The following is a 19073-nucleotide window of genomic DNA, read 5'->3' on the forward strand; positions in this document are numbered from 1 at the left end:
ACTACTTCACGATCGCGATCCGGTTCGCCGCCGGCGGCACGATCGGGTCCGTGGCCGAGGAGTTGGCCAGCAGGTACTTCTCCAGGGCGGCGAGGTCGTCGTCGCCCACCAGGTCGCCGGTGCCCTGGCCCAGGGTGGTGAAGCCGTCGCCGCCGCCCGCGAGGAAGCTGTTCGTCGCGACGCGGTAGGTGGCGGCCGGGTCGATCGCGGCACCGTTCAGCTTGACCGAGTCGGCGACGACACGGTCGGCGCCGGTCTTCGTCAGGTCGAGCGTGTAGGTGAGGCCCGAGGAGACCTGGAGCACCTTCGGGGAGGCCGCGTTCACGCCGGTGACCTGCTCCTTGAGCACCTGGACGAGCTGGGCGCCGGTGAAGTTCTGCAGGTTCACCGTGTTGGCGAACGGCTGGACCGTGAAGCCCTCTGCGTAGGTCACCACGCCGTCACCCTCGGCGCCCTTGGCCGCGTAGGTGAGGGGTGCCCGGATACCGCCCGGGTTCATCAGCGCGAGGTCGGTCTCGGGGTCCAGCTCCTTGCCGTACGCGAGCTGCGCGTCGGCGATCAGGTCGCCGATCGGGGACTCGGTGCCGACGTTGGAGATGTCACCGGAGATGTAGCCGATGGGCTTGTTGCCGATCGGCGCGGCGAGCGTGTTCCACTTCGTGATCAGCTCGGTCATGTCCGTGGCCTTGGGCACGGTACGCGTCACCACGTGGTTCGCGGAGGCGACGGAGGTCCGGGCGATGTCGCCGGTCCAGCGGTCGTACGTCAGCGTCGTGTCGGTGTAGAGCCGCCCGAAGGACGCGGCCGAGGTGACCATGCGGGGCTTGCCCGACGGGTCGTTGATCGTGCAGGCGTACGCGGCGTGGGTGTGGCCGGTGACCAGCGCGTCGACCTTCGGCGTGATGTTCTTGGCGATGTCCACGATGGGGCCGGAGATGCCGTCGCCGGCACCGGGCGAGTCGCAGTCGTAGTTGTACGCCGCCGAGGCGGGCAGCCCGCCCTCGTGGATCAGCGCGACGACGGACTTGACGCCCTGCTTCTCCAGCTCCTTGGCGTACTTGTTGATCGTCTCGACCTCGTCCTTGAACTTGAGGCCCTTCACACCCTCGGCGGAGACGACACCCGGGGTGTCCTCAAGGGTCACGCCGATGAAGCCGACCTTGACGCCGTTCTTCTTCCACACCCAGTAGGGCTTGAGGATCGGCTTCTTGGTCTTCTCGTCGAGGACGTTCGCCGCGAGGTACGGGAAGTCGGCGCCCTTGAACTTCTTGCCCTTCACATAACAGCCGTCCGTGGGGTGGCAGCCACCCTTCTGCAGGCGGCCCAGTTCCTTGGCACCCTCGTCGAACTCGTGGTTGCCGACGCTCGTCACGTCGAGGTCGAGCTTGTTCAGCGCCTCGATGGTGGGCTCGTCGTGGAAGAGCCCGGAGATCAGCGGGGAGGCACCGACCATGTCGCCGCCGGCCGCGGTGACTGTGTACTTGCTGCCCTCGCGGGCCTGGCGCAAATGCGTCGCCAGGTACTCGACACCACCCGCGTCGATCGTCTTGCTGGTGCCGTCCGGCTGAAGCTCGGTGACCCGGCCGGAGCTGCCGGCCGGCGGCTCCAGGTTGCCGTGCAGGTCGTTGAAGGAGAGCAGCTGGACGTCCTGGTAGCGGCCCGGCTTCTGGTGGCCGGGCTTCTTCTTGCCCGTCTCGCCCGCGGACGCCGGCATCGCGGCGACGAGGGCGCCGACGGTGGCGACGCCCGCGGCCGCAGCGAGGAAGCGGGTGCTGCGGCGTCTGCGTCGGTACGGATTGGGTGTGGCTGACATGTGCCCCCCTGTGGGTCGGCTGAAATGTGGGCCCCGTCCCGGCGCAGCCTAGAGTCAACGCGCGTAGCGCGACAGGGGGTTCAGGGTTACGGACTGGTTGCCGCGCGGGGCGATTCGCCGCGAACCGGACAGGTTGCGGCCCGATGGCGCACTCCCGGCGCACTGGCCGTGTCCACACTCGTCGGGCCACTTCGCCATGAACCGGACACGTCGTACTCTCGTACTCATGACCAGCGAAGACACCGCACCGGCTGTCCCGGCCCGCTCCCTCGACATCCTGTCCGCACTGAGCCCCGAGCAGACCGAGGCCGTGCTCGACCTCCTCGCGGAGGCCGCCCGGGCCGACGGACAGCAGGCGGTGTCCGAGCAGGGCCGGCTGCAGCTGCGCGGCGGCGCCCGGGACGGGGTCCGGCATCTGCTGCTGACCTGCCAGGACCGGCTCGTCGGGTACGCGCAGCTGGAGGACACCGATCCCATCGAGGCCCCGGCCGCCGAACTGGTCGTCCACCCGGCGCACCGCGGGCACGGGCACGGGCGGGCGCTCGGCAACGCGCTGCTCGCCGAGTCCGGCAAGCGGGTGCGTGTCTGGGCCCACGGCGGCCACTCCGCCGCCCGCCATCTCGCCCAGGTCCTCGGCCTCACGCTCTTCCGCGAACTGCGGCAGCTGCGGCGGCCGTTGACGGACCTGGACCTGGCCGGGCCGAAGCTTCCCGACGGTGTGCACGTACGGACGTTCGTGCCCGGCGAGGACGACACGGCGTGGCTCGCCGCGAACGCCGCCGCCTTCGCGCACCACCCCGAGCAGGGTTCGCTCGGTCAGCGGGACCTCGACGACCGCAAGGGTGAGTCGTGGTTCGACCCCGCCGGGTTCTTTCTCGCCTTCCGGGGGGACGAGCTGATCGGGTTCCACTGGACGAAGGTCCACGCGGAGGAGGGGCTCGGCGAGGTGTACGTCGTGGGCGTACGGCCCGGGGCTCAGGGGGGCGGGCTCGGCAAGGCCCTCACCACGATCGGGCTTCGGCATCTGGCGGAACGGGGGGTGCCGACGGCGATGTTGTACGTAGACGCGGACAACAAGGCCGCGGTGACCGTCTACGAGCGGCTCGGGTTCGTCACGTACGAGACGGATCTGATGTACCGGACGGAGTCCTGACCCCCAGCGAACCCGGACGCCACGCCCGCAGCGGTTCCACGCACGCCCTCGTGCCCACCACCAGTGCCACCGCCAGCAGCATCGCCCAGCGTTCGTGGATGTCGGTCCAGCGGGGGTCGCCCGCGGGTACCAGGAGGCTCCAGCCGTCGGGCAGGAGCAGGAACGCGGCGGCCGCGGTGGACAGGAGCCAGGCCGACACCGCCACTCCCGGCTCGGTGACGGTCGAGCGCCGGACGACCAGGGCCGCCCCGGCGATGGCGAGCACGGCGACGGCGATCGCCTCCAGGGTGAGGGCGCCGACCGGCGGCCGGACCTCCTCGGGGACGAGGAACACCGCCGCCGTCCAGCAGAGCGCGGCCCACGGGGCGGCGAGTGCCACGCGCAGGCCGACGCGCAGCGGGCGCCTGACCGGCACCGCCGAGGTGATGTGCCGGGCCGGGTCGTCCAGCAGGAACGCGAGGCCCAGGGCGAGCACGAGCGCGGCACCCCGCAGCGCGAGGAGGCCGAGCCACGGGTCGGGGGCACCGGACAGCAGGCGCGGGACGGCGGCCAGCAGCAGGCCCGCCGCGCCGGCCGCCGCGAGCGCGCGCCGGGGCAGCGTGCGCCACACAGGGGTGAGCAGGGCGCGTGTCATGACGGTCATTCCTCGCACAAGTCACCGTCCGCTTCCGCCCCGGCCGCCGACTTGTCCGCGGCCGGCACTCCCAGCAGTTCCGCCACCCGTGCCGTCGACGTCTTCGGCGAGGTGAGCTCCGTCCACTGGGCCTTCACCTTGCCGGCCACGTCGTAGCGGGGCTTCTTGAGCAGGTCCACCACGATCCGGGTCTGTTCGGCGCTCATGCTCATGGATTCCGTGGGGGACAGGACGATGGCGGAGCCCGAGGCGCTGTCGTCGAGGCGGACGTTGCGGAGCGAGGTCATCGGGTCGGACGCTCCGCCCAGCGCCAGCCACATGATCGTCACCATGCGGGCGTCGCACACCTCGCTGCCCGCCTTCTCGTTCCCCGCCACCAGCACGGACGCGACGGCGGCGGCGAACTCGGGCACGCGGTTGCCGCCCCAGTCCGTGCCGACGGTCACCTGGCCGGGCGTGGTGGCCGCGGAGATCGTGGTGTCGGACGTCAGCCCGTAGGTGGCGTCGACGCGCTGCCGTACGGTCAGCCGCTCGCCCCTGGCGCTGCCGCCCGCGAGGTTCTGGACCCGGTCGACGACCCCGGCCCAGTCGGCGGTGCGGCCGGTCCACTGGGGGAAGGCGCAGTACGTGGAACGGCCGTGCTTCAGACACGACTGGACCTTCTCCGGAGCGTTGGTCGCCCGGTCGCGGGCCGGCGTCGACCCGGCCGGAGTGCCCGCGGACTGGCCGACCACGCCCACCACGGTCAGCGCGACCGACCCTGCTATCGCCGCCTTGACGACCGTCGTGCGCCCACCGCTGACCAGCACCGCGAGGGCGGCCAGGGAGAGACCGAGCCCGACGAGGTACAGGGCGTGCCAGGCGGCGGGGCGCTCCAGCAGGTCGGAGGGGAAGGCGGTGGCGCCGCTCTCGGTGACGACCGGGCCCAGCCAGCTCGTCCAGTCGGCGCCGGACGGGCTCGTGACGACGAACTGGCTGAAGAGCAGGAGGAGCAGCAGGATCGGCGCGGCGAAGAGCGAGCGGACCAGGCGGGCGAGGAGGACACCGAGCACGCCGAACAGCAGGACCGTCAGCGGGCCGACGGCGAGTTCGGCGGGCGAACCGTGTCCCACCGCGCCGGGCTTGAGCGCGGCCCAGGTGAACTGGACGAGGACGCACACCGCCGTGAACAGGACGGCCGGGACGATCGACAGCACGTGGGCGACCGTGCGCCGCCACGGCTCGACGACCAGCACGCCGAAGTGGCGGTCCGTGTCGTGCCGGTGGGAGCGCAGGACCGCGCGGTTGGCGCCGAGCATGACGGCCAGCCCGACCAGCATCGGCAAGGTCTGCGTGGCCCGGTCGACGTCCTGAAGGACCGGGTAGTCGCCCTGGCGTTGCGTGGTCAGCCACACTATCCAGCCGACGTACAGGACCGCCGCGGCGAGGAAGGAGACGGTCCGCAGCAGTTCGCGCGCCTCGAAGCGGGCAAGGGCGAACACGGCCGCCCAGGAGCGTGCCGGGTGCGCCGGCTCGACTGCCCGCGCCGGTGTCTCAAGAACGGTGCTCATGCCGCCGCCACCTCCGAGTCCTCGCCGTCGAGGGTGAGCAAGTAGCCGTCCTCCAGGGTCGGTTCGACGAGTTCGGCGCCCGCGGGGGGCTCGCCGACGTTACGGAAGGAGCCGGTGCCGGTGCGCCATCCGGCCCACGCGCCCGGGTCGCGTTCGGTGCTGCTCCACACCCGGCCGGCCGCCCGTGCGGTCAGCTCCGCCGGGGTGCCCTCGAAGCGGACGCCGCCGCGGACCATGACGATCACGCGGTGGCAGAGCATCGCGACGTCCTCGGTCTGGTGGGTGGAGAGCAGCACGGTCCGCCCCTCCCCCGCGCGGGCGATCAACTCCCTGAAGCGCATGCGCTGTTCGGGGTCGAGGCCGACGGTCGGCTCGTCGAGGACCAGGAAACCGGGGTCACCGACGAGGGCGGCGGCCAGCGCGACCCGCTGGCGCATCCCGCCGGAGAGCTTCTTGATGCGCTTGCCCCGTACGTCGGACAGCGCGACGGCGTCCAGCACCCGCCGCACCTCGCCGTGCCGGGCCGTGCGGTCCGTCAGCTCCTTGAGGATCGCCACGTAGTCGACGAACTCGAAGGCCGTGAAGTCCGGGTGGAAGCCAGGTGCCTGCGGCAGATAGCCCAGCGTGCGCCGCACCTCCTGCCGTCCGGCGGTCGTGCCCGGGTCGTGCCCGAGCACCGTGAACGCTCCCTTGTCCGGAGGCACGGCGGTGGCGAGCACCCGCAACAGGGTGGTCTTTCCCGCCCCGTTGGGCCCGAGCAGCCCGGTGACGCCCTGGCCGAGCCGCACCGACACGTCGTCGAGCGCGGCCGTTCCGCCGTAGCGGAGGGTCAGCCCGGAGGCGGACACCGTAGGCGTCGTAGGAAGGTCGGACATGCGTGACTCCTGTGGCAGAGAGCGGAAGCAGCGGAGGGGGAGACGGCGGCCGGGGTGCGGCACCGGCGCCGGAGGGAGGGCGGTGGCCCTCACCCGTCGCCCCCGTCGTAAGAAGAAGCGGAGGAGGAACTCCGGTTGCCGGAGCTCTTCGGAAGCAGCACGGCGATGAAATGGAGGATCCGGAGGACGACCGAAGCGGTCATCAGCAGCCCGGCCTTGAAGAGCTTGAGCCTCCTGCGCGTGGTGTCGGACATCACGCGGCACCCCCATCCGTGTGGCCCGCGAACGGTGTGTGCGCGGAGGTCGAGTCGAATCGGTCGCGGCCGAGGTAGAAGAGCCCGGCGGCGAGTGCGGCGACCGCGGCCGCGATGCCCTGCCCCACCGCGGTGTACGGCGCGAGGGTCTCCTCGGTCGTCCGCTGCGCGACCACCAGCAGGGCGATCCACGTTCCGCCGACCAGACCGGGCGCGAGGACCGGACCCAGCCGGGGCGTCAGCGCGAGCCCCGTCGTGGTGAGCGCGAGCGCGGGCAACAGCCAGGCCAGGGCCCGCAGTCCGTACGAGGGAAGCGCGAGGGTCGCCAAGCCGTTCAGGGCGAGCGCGACGGCCAGCACGGGAACCGTGCGGATCAGCAGCAGCCGGAACCCGTGCGTCGGCGACACCACGGCCATCTCGTACGTCGGGTCGAGCACCGGCCCGTACGACAGTGCGACCCCGGCCAGCGGCAGCAGCGGGGCGAGGGCGAGGAACATCGCCGGGGACTCGTCCGTCCGGACGGAGTTGGCGACGATCACCGTGATGACCAGCACGGCGACGACCGCGCCCAGCCACGACCGGCGCAGCACCGGCGTCGCGGCGAGCAGCCGGGCGGTGTGGTCGGCCACGCCCATCCGGACGAGCAGCGACTCCATGAACCCCGGCCGCGGTACGTCCAGTTCGGCGTCGAGCCGCTCCCATCCCGCGTCCAGGGCGACCGGGTCGCTCACCTCGCCGAGCTGTGCCCGGCAGCGCGCGCAGGCGAGGAGATGCGTGTCGGCCGACCAGAGCATCGGCGCCGCCAACTCGCCCCGTGCGTACGCCCGGAGGTCGTCCTCCGCGACGTGCCAGGTCATGCCGTCCGCGCCGCTCACACCGTCCGCGTCACTCATGTCGTTCGTGTCGCTGCTCATGCCAACTCCTCCCGCAGCTGCCTGCGGGCCCGAAGGGCCCGTGTCTTGACCGTCCCCGGCGGGATGCCGAGCAGGACGGACGCCTCCCTGGTGGTCAGCCCGTCGATGACCGTGGCCTGGAGCACCGCCCGCAGCTCCGGCGACAGCCGGACCAGGGCACCGGCGAGGTCTCCGTGTTCGACCCCCGCCAGTACGCGCTCCTCCGCGGACGCCTCGTCCCGGTGCCGCAGCCGGGCGAGCGCCTGCCGCAGCCGGCCCCGGGCGCCGTCGTTGCGCAGGGCGTCGATCAGCCGCCGCGAGCCGATGCGCCACAGCCAGCCGGCAGCGTCCGAGGTGGCACCCTCCTCGCGGTAGCGGGCACTGCCGCGCCAGACCGCGAGGAACGTCTCCTGTACGACGTCGTCGACGATCCCCGCGTCCGCGCACCGCCCGCGCAGCCGTGCCGCGAGCCATGGCGCGTACCGCCGGTACAGCTCTTCGAAGGCGCGCCGGTCACCGTCCGCCGCGATGGCCCGCAGCAGATCCCCGTCGCTTCTCGTTTCCCTCACACCCCCTCATCGCACGAGCCCCACCGATCGGTTCACGTCTCCGCGAGAGATTTCCGGAATCCGGCATTCACCTTGACAGACCACCGACCATCCACCACTCTTTAACTACTCAATTAGTGAAATGGTGATGTTCGAGTGGTCGAGTACCGCATCGACCGGCGCAGCGGTGTCGCCACGTACGTCCAGATCGTCCAGCAGACCAAGCAGGCCCTGCGTCTCGGCGTCCTGGAACCGGGCGACAAGCTCCCCACGGCCCGTGAGGTCGTGGAGGCCACCGCGATCAATCCGAACACCGTCCTGAAGGCCTACCGCGAGCTGGAGCGCGAGGGCCTGGTCGAGGCCAGACGCGGCCTCGGCACCTTCGTACAGCGCTCGCTGGGCGCCGCACCCGCCGACCACACCGCCCTGCGCTCCAAGCTGACCGCCTGGCTGGACGAGGCACGCAAGGAAGGCCTGGAGCGCGAGGACATCAGCGCGCTCTTCGCCTCCGTACTGGACGAGAAATGCCCTGAGGGGGAGCGATGAGCAGGGTCGAGGAAGGGACCGCGCTGACAGCGGCCGGGCTGGGCAAGCGGTACCGGCGCCGACGCGGCCATGTGCTGCGGGACTGCTCCTTCCGGCTGCCGGCCGGCCGGATCTGCGCCCTGGTCGGCCCGAACGGCGCGGGCAAGTCGACCCTCCTGCAACTGGCGGCCGGTCTGATACGCCCCACCGAGGGCACCCTGACCGTCCTCGGCACCAGCCCCGCCGGGGCCCGCGAGCGCTTCGCCTACGTCGGCCAGGGCAAGCCGCTGCCGCCCCAGCTCACCGTCGCCGCCACACTCCGCCTCGGCGCCGAGCTCAACCGCGCCCGCTGGGACCGGCCGACCGCGGAACGCATCGCGTACGGACACCCCACTGCGCAGGGCCCTCGGGACGGCGCCCTCGAACCCACCGCGAGGATCCGCTCCCTCTCCGGCGGCCAGCGCACCCGCGTCGCCCTCGCCCTGGCCTTCGGCAAGCGGCCCGAACTGATGCTGCTGGACGAGCCGATGGCCGACCTCGACCCGCTGGCCCGGCGCGAACTCCTCGGCGCGCTGCTGGGCCAGGCCGCCGAACACGGCACGACGATCGTGATGTCCTCGCACGTCGTCGCCGAGCTGGAGGGCGTCTGCGACCACCTGCTCCTCATGGGCGGCGGCCGGATCCGGCTCGGCGGCGACCCGGACGAGCTGCTCGCCGCGCACACCCTGGTCACCGGCCCGGCGCGCGACCTCACCGGCCACACCGTCGTCGAGTCCCGCGACACGGGCCGCCAGGTCACCGCCCTGATCCGCCCGGACGGCCCACCGTCCGACGACTGGCAGACCGCCGCGCCCACCCTGGAAGAGCTGCTCCTGGCCCACCTGCGCAACCCGAAGGCCCCCGACCTGTTCACCGAGGACACCGAAGGGGACGAGGAGAAGAGCGCGAGCCAAGCGGAAGAGACCGAAAGGGCCGGGAAACCCGGAGAGACCGGCAAGCCCGGAGAAGACCAGCAGAACGAGGAGAACGCGCGCGCATGACGACCCTCCTCACCGCCACCGGCACCTCCTCCAGCGCCTCCCCGGGCGTCGGCCGCGGCCTCGCCCGGTCCGTGCTGCGGCTGCACCGGTCGGCCCTGTGGCTCTGGCTGCTGCTCGTCGCGGTCGTCTCGGCGGCGCTGCTCTGGGCGTACGGTCCGGGCTTCGACGCCGCCGACACGGACCTCCGGGAGCGGTGCCGCGCGAGCGTGGAGGCCTGCCACTTCCCCGACGGCCCCGCGTTCATCCGGTACGACAGGGTCGTGTCGTACAGCACCCTCGCCGTCACGTACCTCCCCTTCCTCGTCGCCGCCTGGGCGGGCGCGGCCCTCATCGGCCGCGAACTGGAGAACGGCACCGCCCACCTCGCCTGGACCCAGTCCGTCTCCCCCACCCGCTGGCTCGCCGCGAAGCTCGCCGTGCCCGCGCTGCTCGTCACCGCGGGCACGGCCGTACTGATCCCGCTGCACCGCCTGATGTGGAACCAGGACGCGGGGCTGCGCTCGATGGACTGGTACGAGCGGAACGTCTACCCGTCGAGCGGAACCATCCCGCTCGCCTACGCCCTGTGCGGCCTGGCCCTCGGCGCCCTGGCGGGCCTGGTCGTCGGCCGCGCGCTGCCCGCCCTGGCCGTCGCCTTCGCCGCCCTGCTCGCCGTGTTCCACCTGGGCAACGAGTACCGCCTGAGCCTGTGGCCCACGGTCACGGTCACCGGCGCCAAGGCCCTGAACCTGCCGGACGACGCTCTTCAGCTCGACCGGGGCGTGATCACGGACGAGGGCACCCGCATCGGCAACAACCTGGCCTGCGTCGACGCCGACGGCGCGGCCGGCCTCCGGCGCTGCCTGGCAGGCAGCGACCTCGACGAGATCTGGGCCACCTACCACCCGCGCTACCACTACTGGCCGCTCCAGCTCGCCGAGACCGGCGTCGTGCTGGCCGTCGCCGCCCTCGCGGTCACCGCCGCGTTCGTCCTGCTCCGCCGCCGTACCGCCACCGAGGGGGTCGCCGTATGAGTGCCTTCGCCGTGAAAGGCACAGCCGAGGCACCCGGAGTGCCGCCCGGCGGGCCGGTCAGGGGGCTGCCGTGGGCCGTGCTGCGGCTGCACCGCGCGGCGCTCGCCGTGTGGGGCGCCTTCCTGCTGGTCGCCATCGGCATGCTGGTGTGGGAGGTCGGGATCAACGCGGACTCCGTACGGAACCGGATCGCCGCCTGCGGCCACGACGCCGCCCTGTGCCGTTTCAGGGCGGTCGTCGACTACGGCGGGACCACCGGCTGGGCCTCCACCCTCGTCTACTACAGCTTCTTCGCCGTGGCCGCGTTCGCCGCCGGCGCGCTGATCGGGCGCGAGCTGGAGAACGGCACCGCCCACCTCGCCTGGACGCAGTCCGTCTCGCCGACGCGGTGGCTGGCCGCCACGCTCGCCGTGCCCGCGGTACTGCTGGTGGCCGGCGGCACGGTGTTCGTGTTCGTGTTCCGGTGGGCCTGGGCGGCCAACCGGGACCTGATGGGCGACGACTGGACCTTCAACGACGTGTTCGCCGCGCGGGGGCCCGCCCTGGTGGCGTACGGGCTGTGCGGGCTGGGCGTGGGCGCGCTCGCCGGGGTCGTGCTGCGGCGGTCGCTGCCCGCGCTGGGGGTCGCGTGCGGGGTGATGTACCTGATCAACCACAACCTGGAGAAGTACCGCGAGGACCTCTGGCCCGCGGATACGCCTGCCCCTGGCAAGGGGGTCGAGATGTCCCGGGACGTGTGGCAGATCGGGGACGGGACCGGCCGCTTCCATCCCCGGTCCCACTACTGGCCCATGCATCTCGTGGAGACCGGGATCGTGCTCGGGGTCGCCGTCGTCGCCACGGGAGCGGCATTCTGGGTGCTTCGACGCCGTACGGGCTGAGAAGTGGAGTACGTGCGGGCCAGGCACGTGGACCCCGGGGAGCCGCCCCCCGATATCCCGCACGTCATGTCGCCGTAACCGGTCATTCAGACGGGCTTGCGACGCTCGGGCAATGAACCCCGTCGCGCCCGAGCCCTCGCCTCCGCCGGAGCACGAGCCCTCGTCCGTGAGGGAGAACGGAAGCCCGCACATCCCCGAACAGCTCCCGCCCGCCCTCTCCGACGCGCCCGTTTCGGCCCCGGCGCGGAAGAATGGGTTCATGAGTCAGCCCAACGCCAGCGCACAGGTCCAGCACCCGCAGCCGTCCGTCGGCTCCATAGCCGCGCACCGCCCGCACACGGTGGCCGCGAACGTCTCCGACCTGGAGCCCGACCTCGACGCCGACCTCGACGCGTACGAGGACACCGTGCAGGACGGCGTCCAACTTCCGCAGGGCAGGTTCCTCGACCGGGAGCGCAGCTGGCTCGCGTTCAACGAACGGGTCCTCGAACTCGCCGAGGATCCGAACACGCCCCTCCTCGAACGGGCGAATTTCCTGGCGATCTTCGCCAGCAACCTGGACGAGTTCTTCATGGTCCGCGTGGCCGGCCTGAAGCGCCGCATCCACACCGGCGTGGCCACCCGCTCCGCCTCCGGTCTGCAGCCCCGCGAGGTGCTGGAGATGATCTGGGCCCGCTCCCGCGAGCTCATGGCCCGGCACGCCGCCTGCTACCAGGAGGACGTGGCCCCCCAGCTCGCCGAGGAGGGCATCCACCTCGTCCGCTGGAGCGAGCTGACCGAGAAGGAGCAGGCCCGCCTCTTCACGCTCTTCCGCCACCAGATCTTCCCGGTGCTGACCCCGCTGGCGGTCGACCCCGCGCACCCCTTCCCGTACATCTCAGGCCTGTCGCTGAACCTGGCCGTGGTCGTGCGGAACCCGGTCTCCGGCCACCGCCACTTCGCGCGCGTCAAGGTCCCGCCGCTGCTCTCCCGCTTCCTGGAGGCCTCCCCGGACCGCTACGTCCCCATCGAGGACGTCATCGCGGCCCACCTGGAGGAACTGTTCCCGGGCATGGAGGTCCTGGAGCACCACACGTTCCGCGTCACCCGGAACGAGGACCTGGAGGTCGAGGAGGACGACACCGAGAGCCTGCTCCAGGCCCTGGAGAAGGAACTCATGCGGCGCCGCCTCGGACCGCCGGTGCGCCTGGAGGTCGAGGAGTCCATCGACCGGTACGTACTCGACCTGCTGGTACGGGAGTTGAAGATCACCGAGGCCGAGGTGTACCCGCTGCCGGGTCCCCTGGACCTCACCGGTCTCTTCGGCATCGGCAAGCTCGACCGGCCCGAGCTGAAGTTCCCGAAGTTCATCGCGGGCACCCACCGCGACCTCGCGGAGGTCGAGTCGGCGTCGGCGCCGGACATCTTCGCGGCGCTCAGGGAGCGGGACGTACTCCTCCACCACCCCTACGACTCCTTCTCCACCTCCGTCCAGGCCTTCCTGGAGCAGGCGGCCGAGGACCCGGACGTCCTCGCCATCAAGCAGACCCTGTACCGGACCTCCGGCGACTCCCCGATAGTCGACGCGCTCATCGAGGCCGCCGAGTCCGGCAAGCAGGTGCTGGTCCTGGTCGAGCTCAAGGCCCGCTTCGACGAGCAGGCCAACATCAAGTGGGCGAAGAAGCTGGAGGAGGCGGGCTGCCATGTGGTCTACGGCCTCGTCGGCCTGAAGACCCACTGCAAGCTCTCGCTGGTGGTGCGCCAGGAGAGCGAGACCCTCCGCCGCTACTGCCACGTCGGCACGGGCAACTACCACCCGAAGACCGCCCGGCTCTACGAGGACCTGGGACTTCTGACCGCGGACCCGCAGGTCGGCGCGGACCTCTCCGACCTCTTCAACCGGCTCTCCGGCTACTCCCGCCGCGAGACGTACCGCCGTCTCCTCGTCGCGCCCAAGTCCCTGCGCGACGGCCTGATCGCCCGGATCAACAAGGAGGTCCAGCACCACCGTGCCGGACGTCCCGCCTACGTCCGCATCAAGGTCAACTCCATGGTGGACGAGGCACTCATCGACTCCCTCTACCGCGCGTCCGAGGCGGGCGTGCCGGTGGACGTGTGGGTGCGCGGAATCTGCGCCGTACGACCGGGAGTCCCGGGCCTGTCCGAGAACATACGCGTACGGTCCGTCCTCGGCCGCTTCCTCGAACACTCCCGGGTCTTCGGCTTCGGCAACGGCGGCGAGCCCGAGGTGTGGATCGGCAGCGCCGACATGATGCACCGCAACCTCGACCGCCGTATCGAAGCCCTGGTCAGGATCACCGACCCCGCTCACCGGGCAGCCCTCAACCGGCTGTTCGAGACCGGCATGTCCGACACCACTTCCTCCTGGCACCTCGGTCCCGACGGCGACTGGACCCGGCACGCGACCGACGCCGACGGCCAGCCACTGCGCAACGTCCAGGAGATGCTCATAGACGCCCGGAGGCGCCGGCGTGGCACAGCAACACCTTGACCCCACGGCCGGACCCGTGGCCGGGGACACCCTGGAGGCCTATCTCCAGGCCCAGGCCACGGAGTTCCTCCGCGCGCTGCGCCAGCACCGCGAGACCGGCGGTGCAATGGCAACGGCGACGGCGGCCAACGGGACGGAGGAGGCCGTGGACGCGGCGCGCGCCCTGCGCCGCTCGGCCCGCCGCATCAGCGGCACGCTGCACACGTTCCGGCCGCTCCTCGACGAGGGCTGGTCGGAGGGCATGCGCCCCGAACTGGCCTGGCTGTCGGGGACGTTGGCCCGCGAGCACGCGTACGGGGCCCGGCTGGAACGGCTGTTGGCGGCCCTGCACCGCCTGTCGGGCTCTTCGGCGTTCCCGGCCCAGGCCTCGGATCCCACCACGCACCCCGGCACGCACCCCGGCGCCCGCGCCCAACTCCCTTCGGAGAAAGGCGCTTTGACCGTCGGGGCGGCCAAGGCGGGCGCCCTTCTGGAGCGCCAGCTGACGCTGGCCCGCACGCGCGCCCACTCCGCCGCGCTGCAAGCACTCGGCTCCTCCCGTTTCCACGCCGTCGCCGACAACGTCGCCGTCCTCGCCAGCGAGGTCCCGCTGACCGCGACCGCGTCCGTCACCGGCCTTGGGCCGATGGCCGCCGCCGCGGAGGAACGCCTCCGCGACGCCGTGGCCGGGCTGCCCCTGATCACCGCGGGCCACCCCTACAACGCGGAGGCCCTCGTCCACGGCCTCTCCGCCGACACGGCCCCGCAGCCCCAGGACTCCCCCTGGCACCAGGTGCGGCTGCTGCTGCGCCTGTACCGCTATGCGCGCGAGGTGCTGTTCGGCGACGAAGCCCCCGTGGACGTACGCCTGTTGACCTCGGGTCAGGCCCTGGACCGGCACCGCGACGCGGCCGAGGCGGCAGCGGCGGCGGCCTCCGCGGCCCGCACCCCGCGGATCGCCCCGGCGACGGCGTACGCGCTCGGGGTGCTGCACGCGGACCAGCGACACGAGGTGGAAGCGGCCAGGTTCGCGTTCCAGCGGGCCTGGCTGAGGGAGACGGTCGGCACTCCGTGACCCGCGGAGGCCCCGTACACGCGATGGGAGGCCCAGTGCACGCGACGAACCAAGACCCCGTGCTCGCGGCGGGCTGCGTACTGTGGCGCCGCTCGCCCTTCGACGGCGAACTGGAGATCTGCCTGGTCCACAGGCCGAAGTACGACGACTGGTCGCATCCGAAGGGCAAGCTGAAACGCGCCGAGGAAGCGCTCGCGGGCGCGATGCGCGAGGTGGAGGAGGAGACCGGCTACCGCTGCGCCACCGGACCCCGCCTCGCCACCCTCCACTACCTGGCCAACGACCGCCCCAAGCAGGTCAGTTACTGGGCGGCCGAGGCGACGGAGGGCCGCTTCGCCCCCAACCGCGAGGTCGACCGCATCCTCTGGCTCTCCCCGACGGGAGCCCGCCACCGCCTCACCCAGCCCCGCGACAAGGATCTCGTCGACGAACTGCTGGCCGTGCTGCGGCACGCGTAGCGCCGCGCGGCCTGCACATGCAGGGCGGCCTGTACATGCAGGGCGGCCTGTACGTGTGTGGCGGCCTGCACGTGTACGGCTGAGGGGACGGCTCAGGCCGGAGCCGTTGAGTGGGTCTCCGCGTCCGTGCGGGCCAGGCTGCGGGCTCGACGGGCCGGGCCTCTCCAGCCACAGGTGCAGCGGGCCAGGCAGAAACGGCCTTGGTCGACCGTCGTCGTGTGATGTTCGGGAGGGTTGCTCTGCTCCTGATGCGCCACGAGAACAACGGTACCCACCGCGGGTGAACACCACCCCGGGCCGGGTCCTCGCGTGACAACACCCCCCACCCGTCGTTAAGCGGACGACAGGAGGCCCGCGCGAGGACGGCCCGGCTGGGGGTTGGCAGGCGATGGTGGAGCGGCAACTGAGACTGCGGGGCGGCGCTGTCGCCCTGGCCGCCGCGACGGCGGGGCTGGTGGTCTGCGCCGCCGGTTGCTCGGGCCCCGGGGCCGCCGCCGAGGACGCGCGGGCCGCCGAGGACCCGGTCGGGATCCTCCACCGGAGCGCGGAGAACCTGGTCCGGGCGGGCAGTTCCAAGGCGCGTACGTCGATGGAGATGGCCACCGGCGGCACCCGCGTGACCATCCGGGGCGAGGGCGTCTACGACTACGGGGACCAGGTGGGCCGCCTCAAGGTGCTCCTCCCCCAGGACCCGGCCGGCGCCGACGAGCGCCGCCCGATCACCGAGCTCCTCGCGCCGGGCGCCCTCTACATGAAGAACCGCGGCGCGGGTGTCCCGGCCGACAAGTGGGTACGCGTCGACACGGCCACGCTCTCCGACGGGAACCTGGTCACCGGCGGCGCCACCGACCCGTTCGCCGCCGCGGAACTGCTGCGGGGCACGCGCGAGGCGACGTACGTGGGGAGGACGTCGGTCGCGGGCACCGCCGTACGGCACTACCGCGGCACCGCCGATCTCGGCGCGGCCGCGCGCGACGCCTCCCCCGGGGGCCGGGCGTCCCTGCGGGCGGCGGCGAAGGGCTTCGCCACGGCGACGGTCCCCTTCGACGTCTACCTCGACGACGAGGGGCGCATCCGCAAGGTCCGCCACCGCTTCAGTTTCGTGAACGGGCAGCAGAAAGGTACGGTCGCCGTCTCCTCGACGACCCTGCTGTACGACTTCGGAGCACCCGTCGACGTACGGCTGCCGGATGCGAAAGACATCTACGCCGGACGGATCGCCGAATAGGGAGGCCGGAATGTGCGGGGCCGGAAATGGTCCGTTGGTGCCATGCGCCGTCCGTGGGCCGCTCCCTACTCTAGGAAGTCGGTGACGGCAGGAAGAGGTGATGCACGTGGCTCCGGCGCGCGGTACGGCAGTTCAGGACCACGTGGCCCTCGCCGAGATCGAGCTGTGCGGCGACCTGATCATCGCCGCCTCGACCGCCCGCGAGGACCGGCTCAGCCCCGACCGCATCGACGAGGTCCTGAAGCTGGCCGAAGAGCGCTTCCTGGAAGAGCACGGCGAAAAGACCGATGGCTCAGCCTGACCGGCTAGCTCGCGCCCCACAAGGGGCGCGGGGAACTGCGCAATCTTTTGGCTTTAGGGGCGCGGGGAACTGCGCGACCAGCCCCGACGGACCCGCACCTAACACACCGCCCGCCCCCGGAGGGTCACGTACGCAGGAGCCGCCCGATCGCCTTCGTGGCCTCCTCCACCTTCGCGTCGATCTCGGTGCCGCCCTTGAGGGCCGCGTCCGCGACGCAGTGACGAAGGTGCTCTTCGAGGAGCTGCAGGGCGAACGACTGGAGCGCCTTGGTGGAGGCGGAGACCTGGGTGAGTATGTCGATGCAGTAGACGTCCTCGTCGACCATGCGCTGCAGGCCGCGGATCTGGCCCTCGATGCGCCGCAGCCGCTTGAGGTGCTCGTCCTTCTGCTTGTGGTAGCCGTGGATCCCGCGGTCGTGGTCGGTCACGATCTCCTGGGCCCCGGCCTCCCGCGCCTCCCCGGAGGGCACTGTGGCGCCGGCCTCGGTGGTCGTCATCGCGTCCTCCTGCTGACTGATACCCCTACCGGGTATATGGTAACGAACTTTGCTGGGTATAGGGCCCTTGGCCGACGTCCCCGAAGGACCCCGTGCTGATCACTGTGCCCGATGGGCGACACTGGTGGGCGGCCGGTTAGCCGTGGCCGAATGATGCGCCTAGCATCAGCCTGACCGAAACCGAAGCAATCCGAGGACCCCACGTGCGATTTCGTCTGACCCCCAGGGAGACGAGCTTCTACGACATGTTCGCCGCATCCGCGGACAACATCGTCACGGGCTCGAAGCTCCTGATGGAACTGCTCGGGGCGGACGCCTCCGGCAGGGCCGAGATCGCCGAGCGTATGCGGGCCGCGGAACACGCCGGTGACGACGCCACGCACGCGATCTTCCACCAGCTGAACTCCTCGTTCATCACGCCGTTCGACCGCGAGGACATCTACAACCTCGCCTCGTCCCTCGACGACATCATGGACTTCATGGAGGAGGCCGTCGACCTGGTCGTCCTCTACAACGTCGAGGATCTCCCCAAGGGCGTCGAACAGCAGATCGAGGTACTGGCGCGGGCGGCCGAGTTGACCGCCGAGGCCATGCCGAACCTGCGCACGATGGACAACCTCACCGAGTACTGGATCGAGGTCAACCGCCTGGAGAACCAGGCCGACCAGATCCACCGCAAGCTGCTGGCGATGCTCTTCAACGGCAAGTACGAAGCCATCGAGGTACTGAAGCTCAAGCAGATCGTGGACGTGCTGGAAGAGGCCGCCGACGCCTTCGAGCACGTGGCCAACACGGTGGAGACCATCGCGGTCAAGGAGTCCTGACCTTTTCATGGACACCTTCGCTTTGATCGTGACCATTGGTGTCGCGCTCGGATTCACCTATACCAACGGCTTCCACGACTCGGCCAACGCCATCGCCACCTCCGTGTCCACGCGCGCGCTGACGCCACGGGCGGCGCTCGCGATGGCCGCGGTGATGAACCTCGCCGGCGCGTTCCTCGGCAGCGGGGTCGCCAAGACCGTCAGTGAAGGCCTGATCGAGACACCGCACGGCAACAAGGGCATGTGGATCCTGTTCGCCGCGCTGGTGGGCGCGATCGTGTGGAACCTCGTCACCTGGTACTTCGGCCTCCCGTCCTCCTCCTCGCACGCGCTGTTCGGCGGCATGGTGGGGGCGGCGCTCGCGGGCGGGATCGGGGTCATCTGGTCCGGCGTCCTGGAGAAGGTCGTCATCCCGATGTTCATCTCGCCGATCGTCGGTCTGGTCTCCGGCTACCTGGTGATGTGCGCGATCCTGTGGATGTTCCGCAAGTCCAACCCGCACAAGGCCAAGCGCGGTTTCCGTATCGCGCAGACCGTGTCCGCGGCCGGTATGGCCCTCGGCCACGGCCTCCAGGACGCCCAGAAGACGATGGGCATCGTGGTGATGGCCCTGGTCATCGCAGACGTGGAGGACGCGGGCGATCCGATCCCGGTATGGGTCAAGATCGCGTGTGCCGTGATGCTGTCCCTGGGTACGTACGCGGGTGGCTGGCGCATCATGCGGACGCTCGGCCGCAAGATCATCGAGCTGGATCCGCCGCAGGGGTTCGCCGCGGAGACGACCGGTGCCTCGATCATGTTCACCTCGGCGTTCCTCTTCCACGCGCCCATCTCGACGACCCACGTCATCACCTCCGCCATCATGGGCGTCGGCGCCACCAAGCGCGTGAACGCCGTCCGCTGGGGCGTCGCCAAGAACATCATCCTCGGCTGGTTCATCACGATGCCGGCGGCCGCGCTGGTCGCCGCGGCGAGCTTCTGGGTCGTGAACCTGGCGTTCGTGTAGGAACGTTTCTCGCCCCCGCCGCCCCTACCCGTCCCG

At 71.3% G+C, this 19073-nt stretch carries 20 protein-coding genes; 12 read left to right on the top strand and 8 right to left on the bottom strand.

Translation table 11 applies throughout. The features are described from left to right. Position 1: 1 nt before the first annotated feature. A complete protein-coding gene (locus tag ACH4YP_RS19265) occupies positions 2 to 1813 on the bottom strand; it encodes a bifunctional metallophosphatase/5'-nucleotidase (RefSeq protein ID WP_398491341.1) in 1812 nt (603 codons plus the stop codon). A 226-nt stretch (positions 1814 to 2039) separates the two neighbouring features. On the opposite strand from ACH4YP_RS19265, the gene mshD reads away from it, so the two are divergent. Further along, complete coding sequence (gene mshD / locus ACH4YP_RS19270; RefSeq protein WP_398491343.1) at positions 2040 to 2966, top strand: mycothiol synthase; 927 nt, start codon at positions 2040 to 2042, stop codon at positions 2964 to 2966. Here the strand turns inward: mshD and ACH4YP_RS19275 are convergent. From ACH4YP_RS19275 to ACH4YP_RS19300, 6 genes are all read right to left on the bottom strand, one after another. After that, positions 2926 to 3600 carry an ABC transporter gene (locus ACH4YP_RS19275; RefSeq protein ID WP_398491345.1) on the bottom strand — a complete coding sequence of 225 codons (675 nt, stop codon included), beginning with the start codon at positions 3598 to 3600 and terminating at the stop codon, positions 2926 to 2928. The two genes, mshD and ACH4YP_RS19275, sit on opposite strands and share 41 nt — an antisense overlap. A gap of 5 nt (positions 3601 to 3605) precedes the next feature. Further along, entirely contained in the window at positions 3606 to 5150 is a 1545-nt protein-coding gene (locus ACH4YP_RS19280) for an ABC transporter permease (protein ID WP_398491347.1), read from the bottom strand. Then, complete coding sequence (locus ACH4YP_RS19285; RefSeq protein ID WP_361064374.1) at positions 5147 to 6025, bottom strand: ABC transporter ATP-binding protein; 879 nt, start codon at positions 6023 to 6025, stop codon at positions 5147 to 5149. The genes ACH4YP_RS19280 and ACH4YP_RS19285 overlap by 4 nt, the downstream gene beginning before the upstream one ends. Positions 6026 to 6114: 89 nt before the next feature. Further along, positions 6115 to 6279 carry a hypothetical protein gene (locus tag ACH4YP_RS19290; RefSeq protein WP_398491349.1) on the bottom strand — a complete coding sequence of 55 codons (165 nt, stop codon included), beginning with the start codon at positions 6277 to 6279 and terminating at the stop codon, positions 6115 to 6117. Beyond that, on the bottom strand, positions 6279 to 7136 hold the full coding sequence (locus ACH4YP_RS19295; protein WP_361064450.1) for a zf-HC2 domain-containing protein: 858 nt from the start codon (positions 7134 to 7136) through the stop codon (positions 6279 to 6281). Before ACH4YP_RS19295 ends, ACH4YP_RS19290 begins: the two co-directional genes overlap by 1 nt. 53 nt (positions 7137 to 7189) lie before the next feature. Continuing rightward, positions 7190 to 7741 carry an RNA polymerase sigma factor gene (locus ACH4YP_RS19300; protein WP_361064368.1) on the bottom strand — a complete coding sequence of 184 codons (552 nt, stop codon included), beginning with the start codon at positions 7739 to 7741 and terminating at the stop codon, positions 7190 to 7192. 135 nt (positions 7742 to 7876) lie between these two features. Here ACH4YP_RS19300 and ACH4YP_RS19305 point away from each other — a divergent pair, with 135 nt between their 5' ends. The 9 genes from ACH4YP_RS19305 to ACH4YP_RS19345 all read left to right on the top strand — a co-directional run bounded on the left by ACH4YP_RS19305 (position 7877) and on the right by ACH4YP_RS19345 (position 16711). Beyond that, on the top strand, positions 7877 to 8266 hold the full coding sequence (locus ACH4YP_RS19305; protein WP_361064365.1) for a GntR family transcriptional regulator: 390 nt from the start codon (positions 7877 to 7879) through the stop codon (positions 8264 to 8266). Then, positions 8263 to 9285 carry an ABC transporter ATP-binding protein gene (locus ACH4YP_RS19310; protein WP_361064362.1) on the top strand — a complete coding sequence of 341 codons (1023 nt, stop codon included), beginning with the start codon at positions 8263 to 8265 and terminating at the stop codon, positions 9283 to 9285. The genes ACH4YP_RS19305 and ACH4YP_RS19310 overlap by 4 nt, the downstream gene beginning before the upstream one ends. Beyond that, the gene (locus ACH4YP_RS19315) at positions 9282 to 10298 is read left to right on the top strand and encodes a hypothetical protein (protein WP_398491352.1); all 1017 of its coding nucleotides are present in this window, start codon (positions 9282 to 9284) and stop codon (positions 10296 to 10298) included. The genes ACH4YP_RS19310 and ACH4YP_RS19315 overlap by 4 nt, the downstream gene beginning before the upstream one ends. Next, positions 10295 to 11179 (top strand): hypothetical protein, encoded by an 885-nt coding sequence (locus ACH4YP_RS19320; RefSeq protein ID WP_361064357.1) that lies wholly within the window; start codon positions 10295 to 10297, stop codon positions 11177 to 11179. The genes ACH4YP_RS19315 and ACH4YP_RS19320 overlap by 4 nt, the downstream gene beginning before the upstream one ends. Positions 11180 to 11291: 112 nt before the next feature. Beyond that, positions 11292 to 13670: an RNA degradosome polyphosphate kinase gene (locus ACH4YP_RS19325; RefSeq protein WP_398491354.1), complete on the top strand. Its 2379-nt coding sequence runs from the start codon at positions 11292 to 11294 to the stop codon at positions 13668 to 13670. Continuing rightward, complete coding sequence (locus tag ACH4YP_RS19330) at positions 13651 to 14724, top strand: CHAD domain-containing protein (protein ID WP_398491356.1); 1074 nt, start codon at positions 13651 to 13653, stop codon at positions 14722 to 14724. The genes ACH4YP_RS19325 and ACH4YP_RS19330 overlap by 20 nt, the downstream gene beginning before the upstream one ends. Before the next feature lie 23 nt (positions 14725 to 14747). Next, complete coding sequence (locus ACH4YP_RS19335; RefSeq protein WP_398491358.1) at positions 14748 to 15182, top strand: NUDIX hydrolase; 435 nt, start codon at positions 14748 to 14750, stop codon at positions 15180 to 15182. 388 nt (positions 15183 to 15570) lie between these two features. Then, the gene (locus tag ACH4YP_RS19340; protein WP_361064345.1) at positions 15571 to 16410 is read left to right on the top strand and encodes a hypothetical protein; all 840 of its coding nucleotides are present in this window, start codon (positions 15571 to 15573) and stop codon (positions 16408 to 16410) included. 100 nt (positions 16411 to 16510) lie between these two features. Next, positions 16511 to 16711 (top strand): hypothetical protein, encoded by a 201-nt coding sequence (locus ACH4YP_RS19345; protein ID WP_361064342.1) that lies wholly within the window; start codon positions 16511 to 16513, stop codon positions 16709 to 16711. Between the two features lie 124 nt (positions 16712 to 16835). Here ACH4YP_RS19345 and ACH4YP_RS19350 read toward each other — a convergent pair whose 3' ends face one another. Then, positions 16836 to 17207 carry a metal-sensitive transcriptional regulator gene (locus tag ACH4YP_RS19350; RefSeq protein ID WP_383944179.1) on the bottom strand — a complete coding sequence of 124 codons (372 nt, stop codon included), beginning with the start codon at positions 17205 to 17207 and terminating at the stop codon, positions 16836 to 16838. A gap of 203 nt (positions 17208 to 17410) precedes the next feature. On the opposite strand from ACH4YP_RS19350, the gene ACH4YP_RS19355 reads away from it, so the two are divergent. Together ACH4YP_RS19355 and ACH4YP_RS19360 are read left to right on the top strand one after the other, a co-directional pair. Further along, entirely contained in the window at positions 17411 to 18031 is a 621-nt protein-coding gene (locus ACH4YP_RS19355) for a DUF47 domain-containing protein (protein WP_055614694.1), read from the top strand. Between the two features lie 7 nt (positions 18032 to 18038). After that, a complete protein-coding gene (locus ACH4YP_RS19360) occupies positions 18039 to 19037 on the top strand; it encodes an inorganic phosphate transporter (protein ID WP_361064336.1) in 999 nt (332 codons plus the stop codon). The last annotated feature ends 36 nt before the right edge of the window (positions 19038 to 19073 follow it).

Source organism: Streptomyces sp. NPDC020747, from assembly GCF_044334695.1.
In the GTDB taxonomy this organism is placed as follows: domain Bacteria; phylum Actinomycetota; class Actinomycetes; order Streptomycetales; family Streptomycetaceae; genus Streptomyces.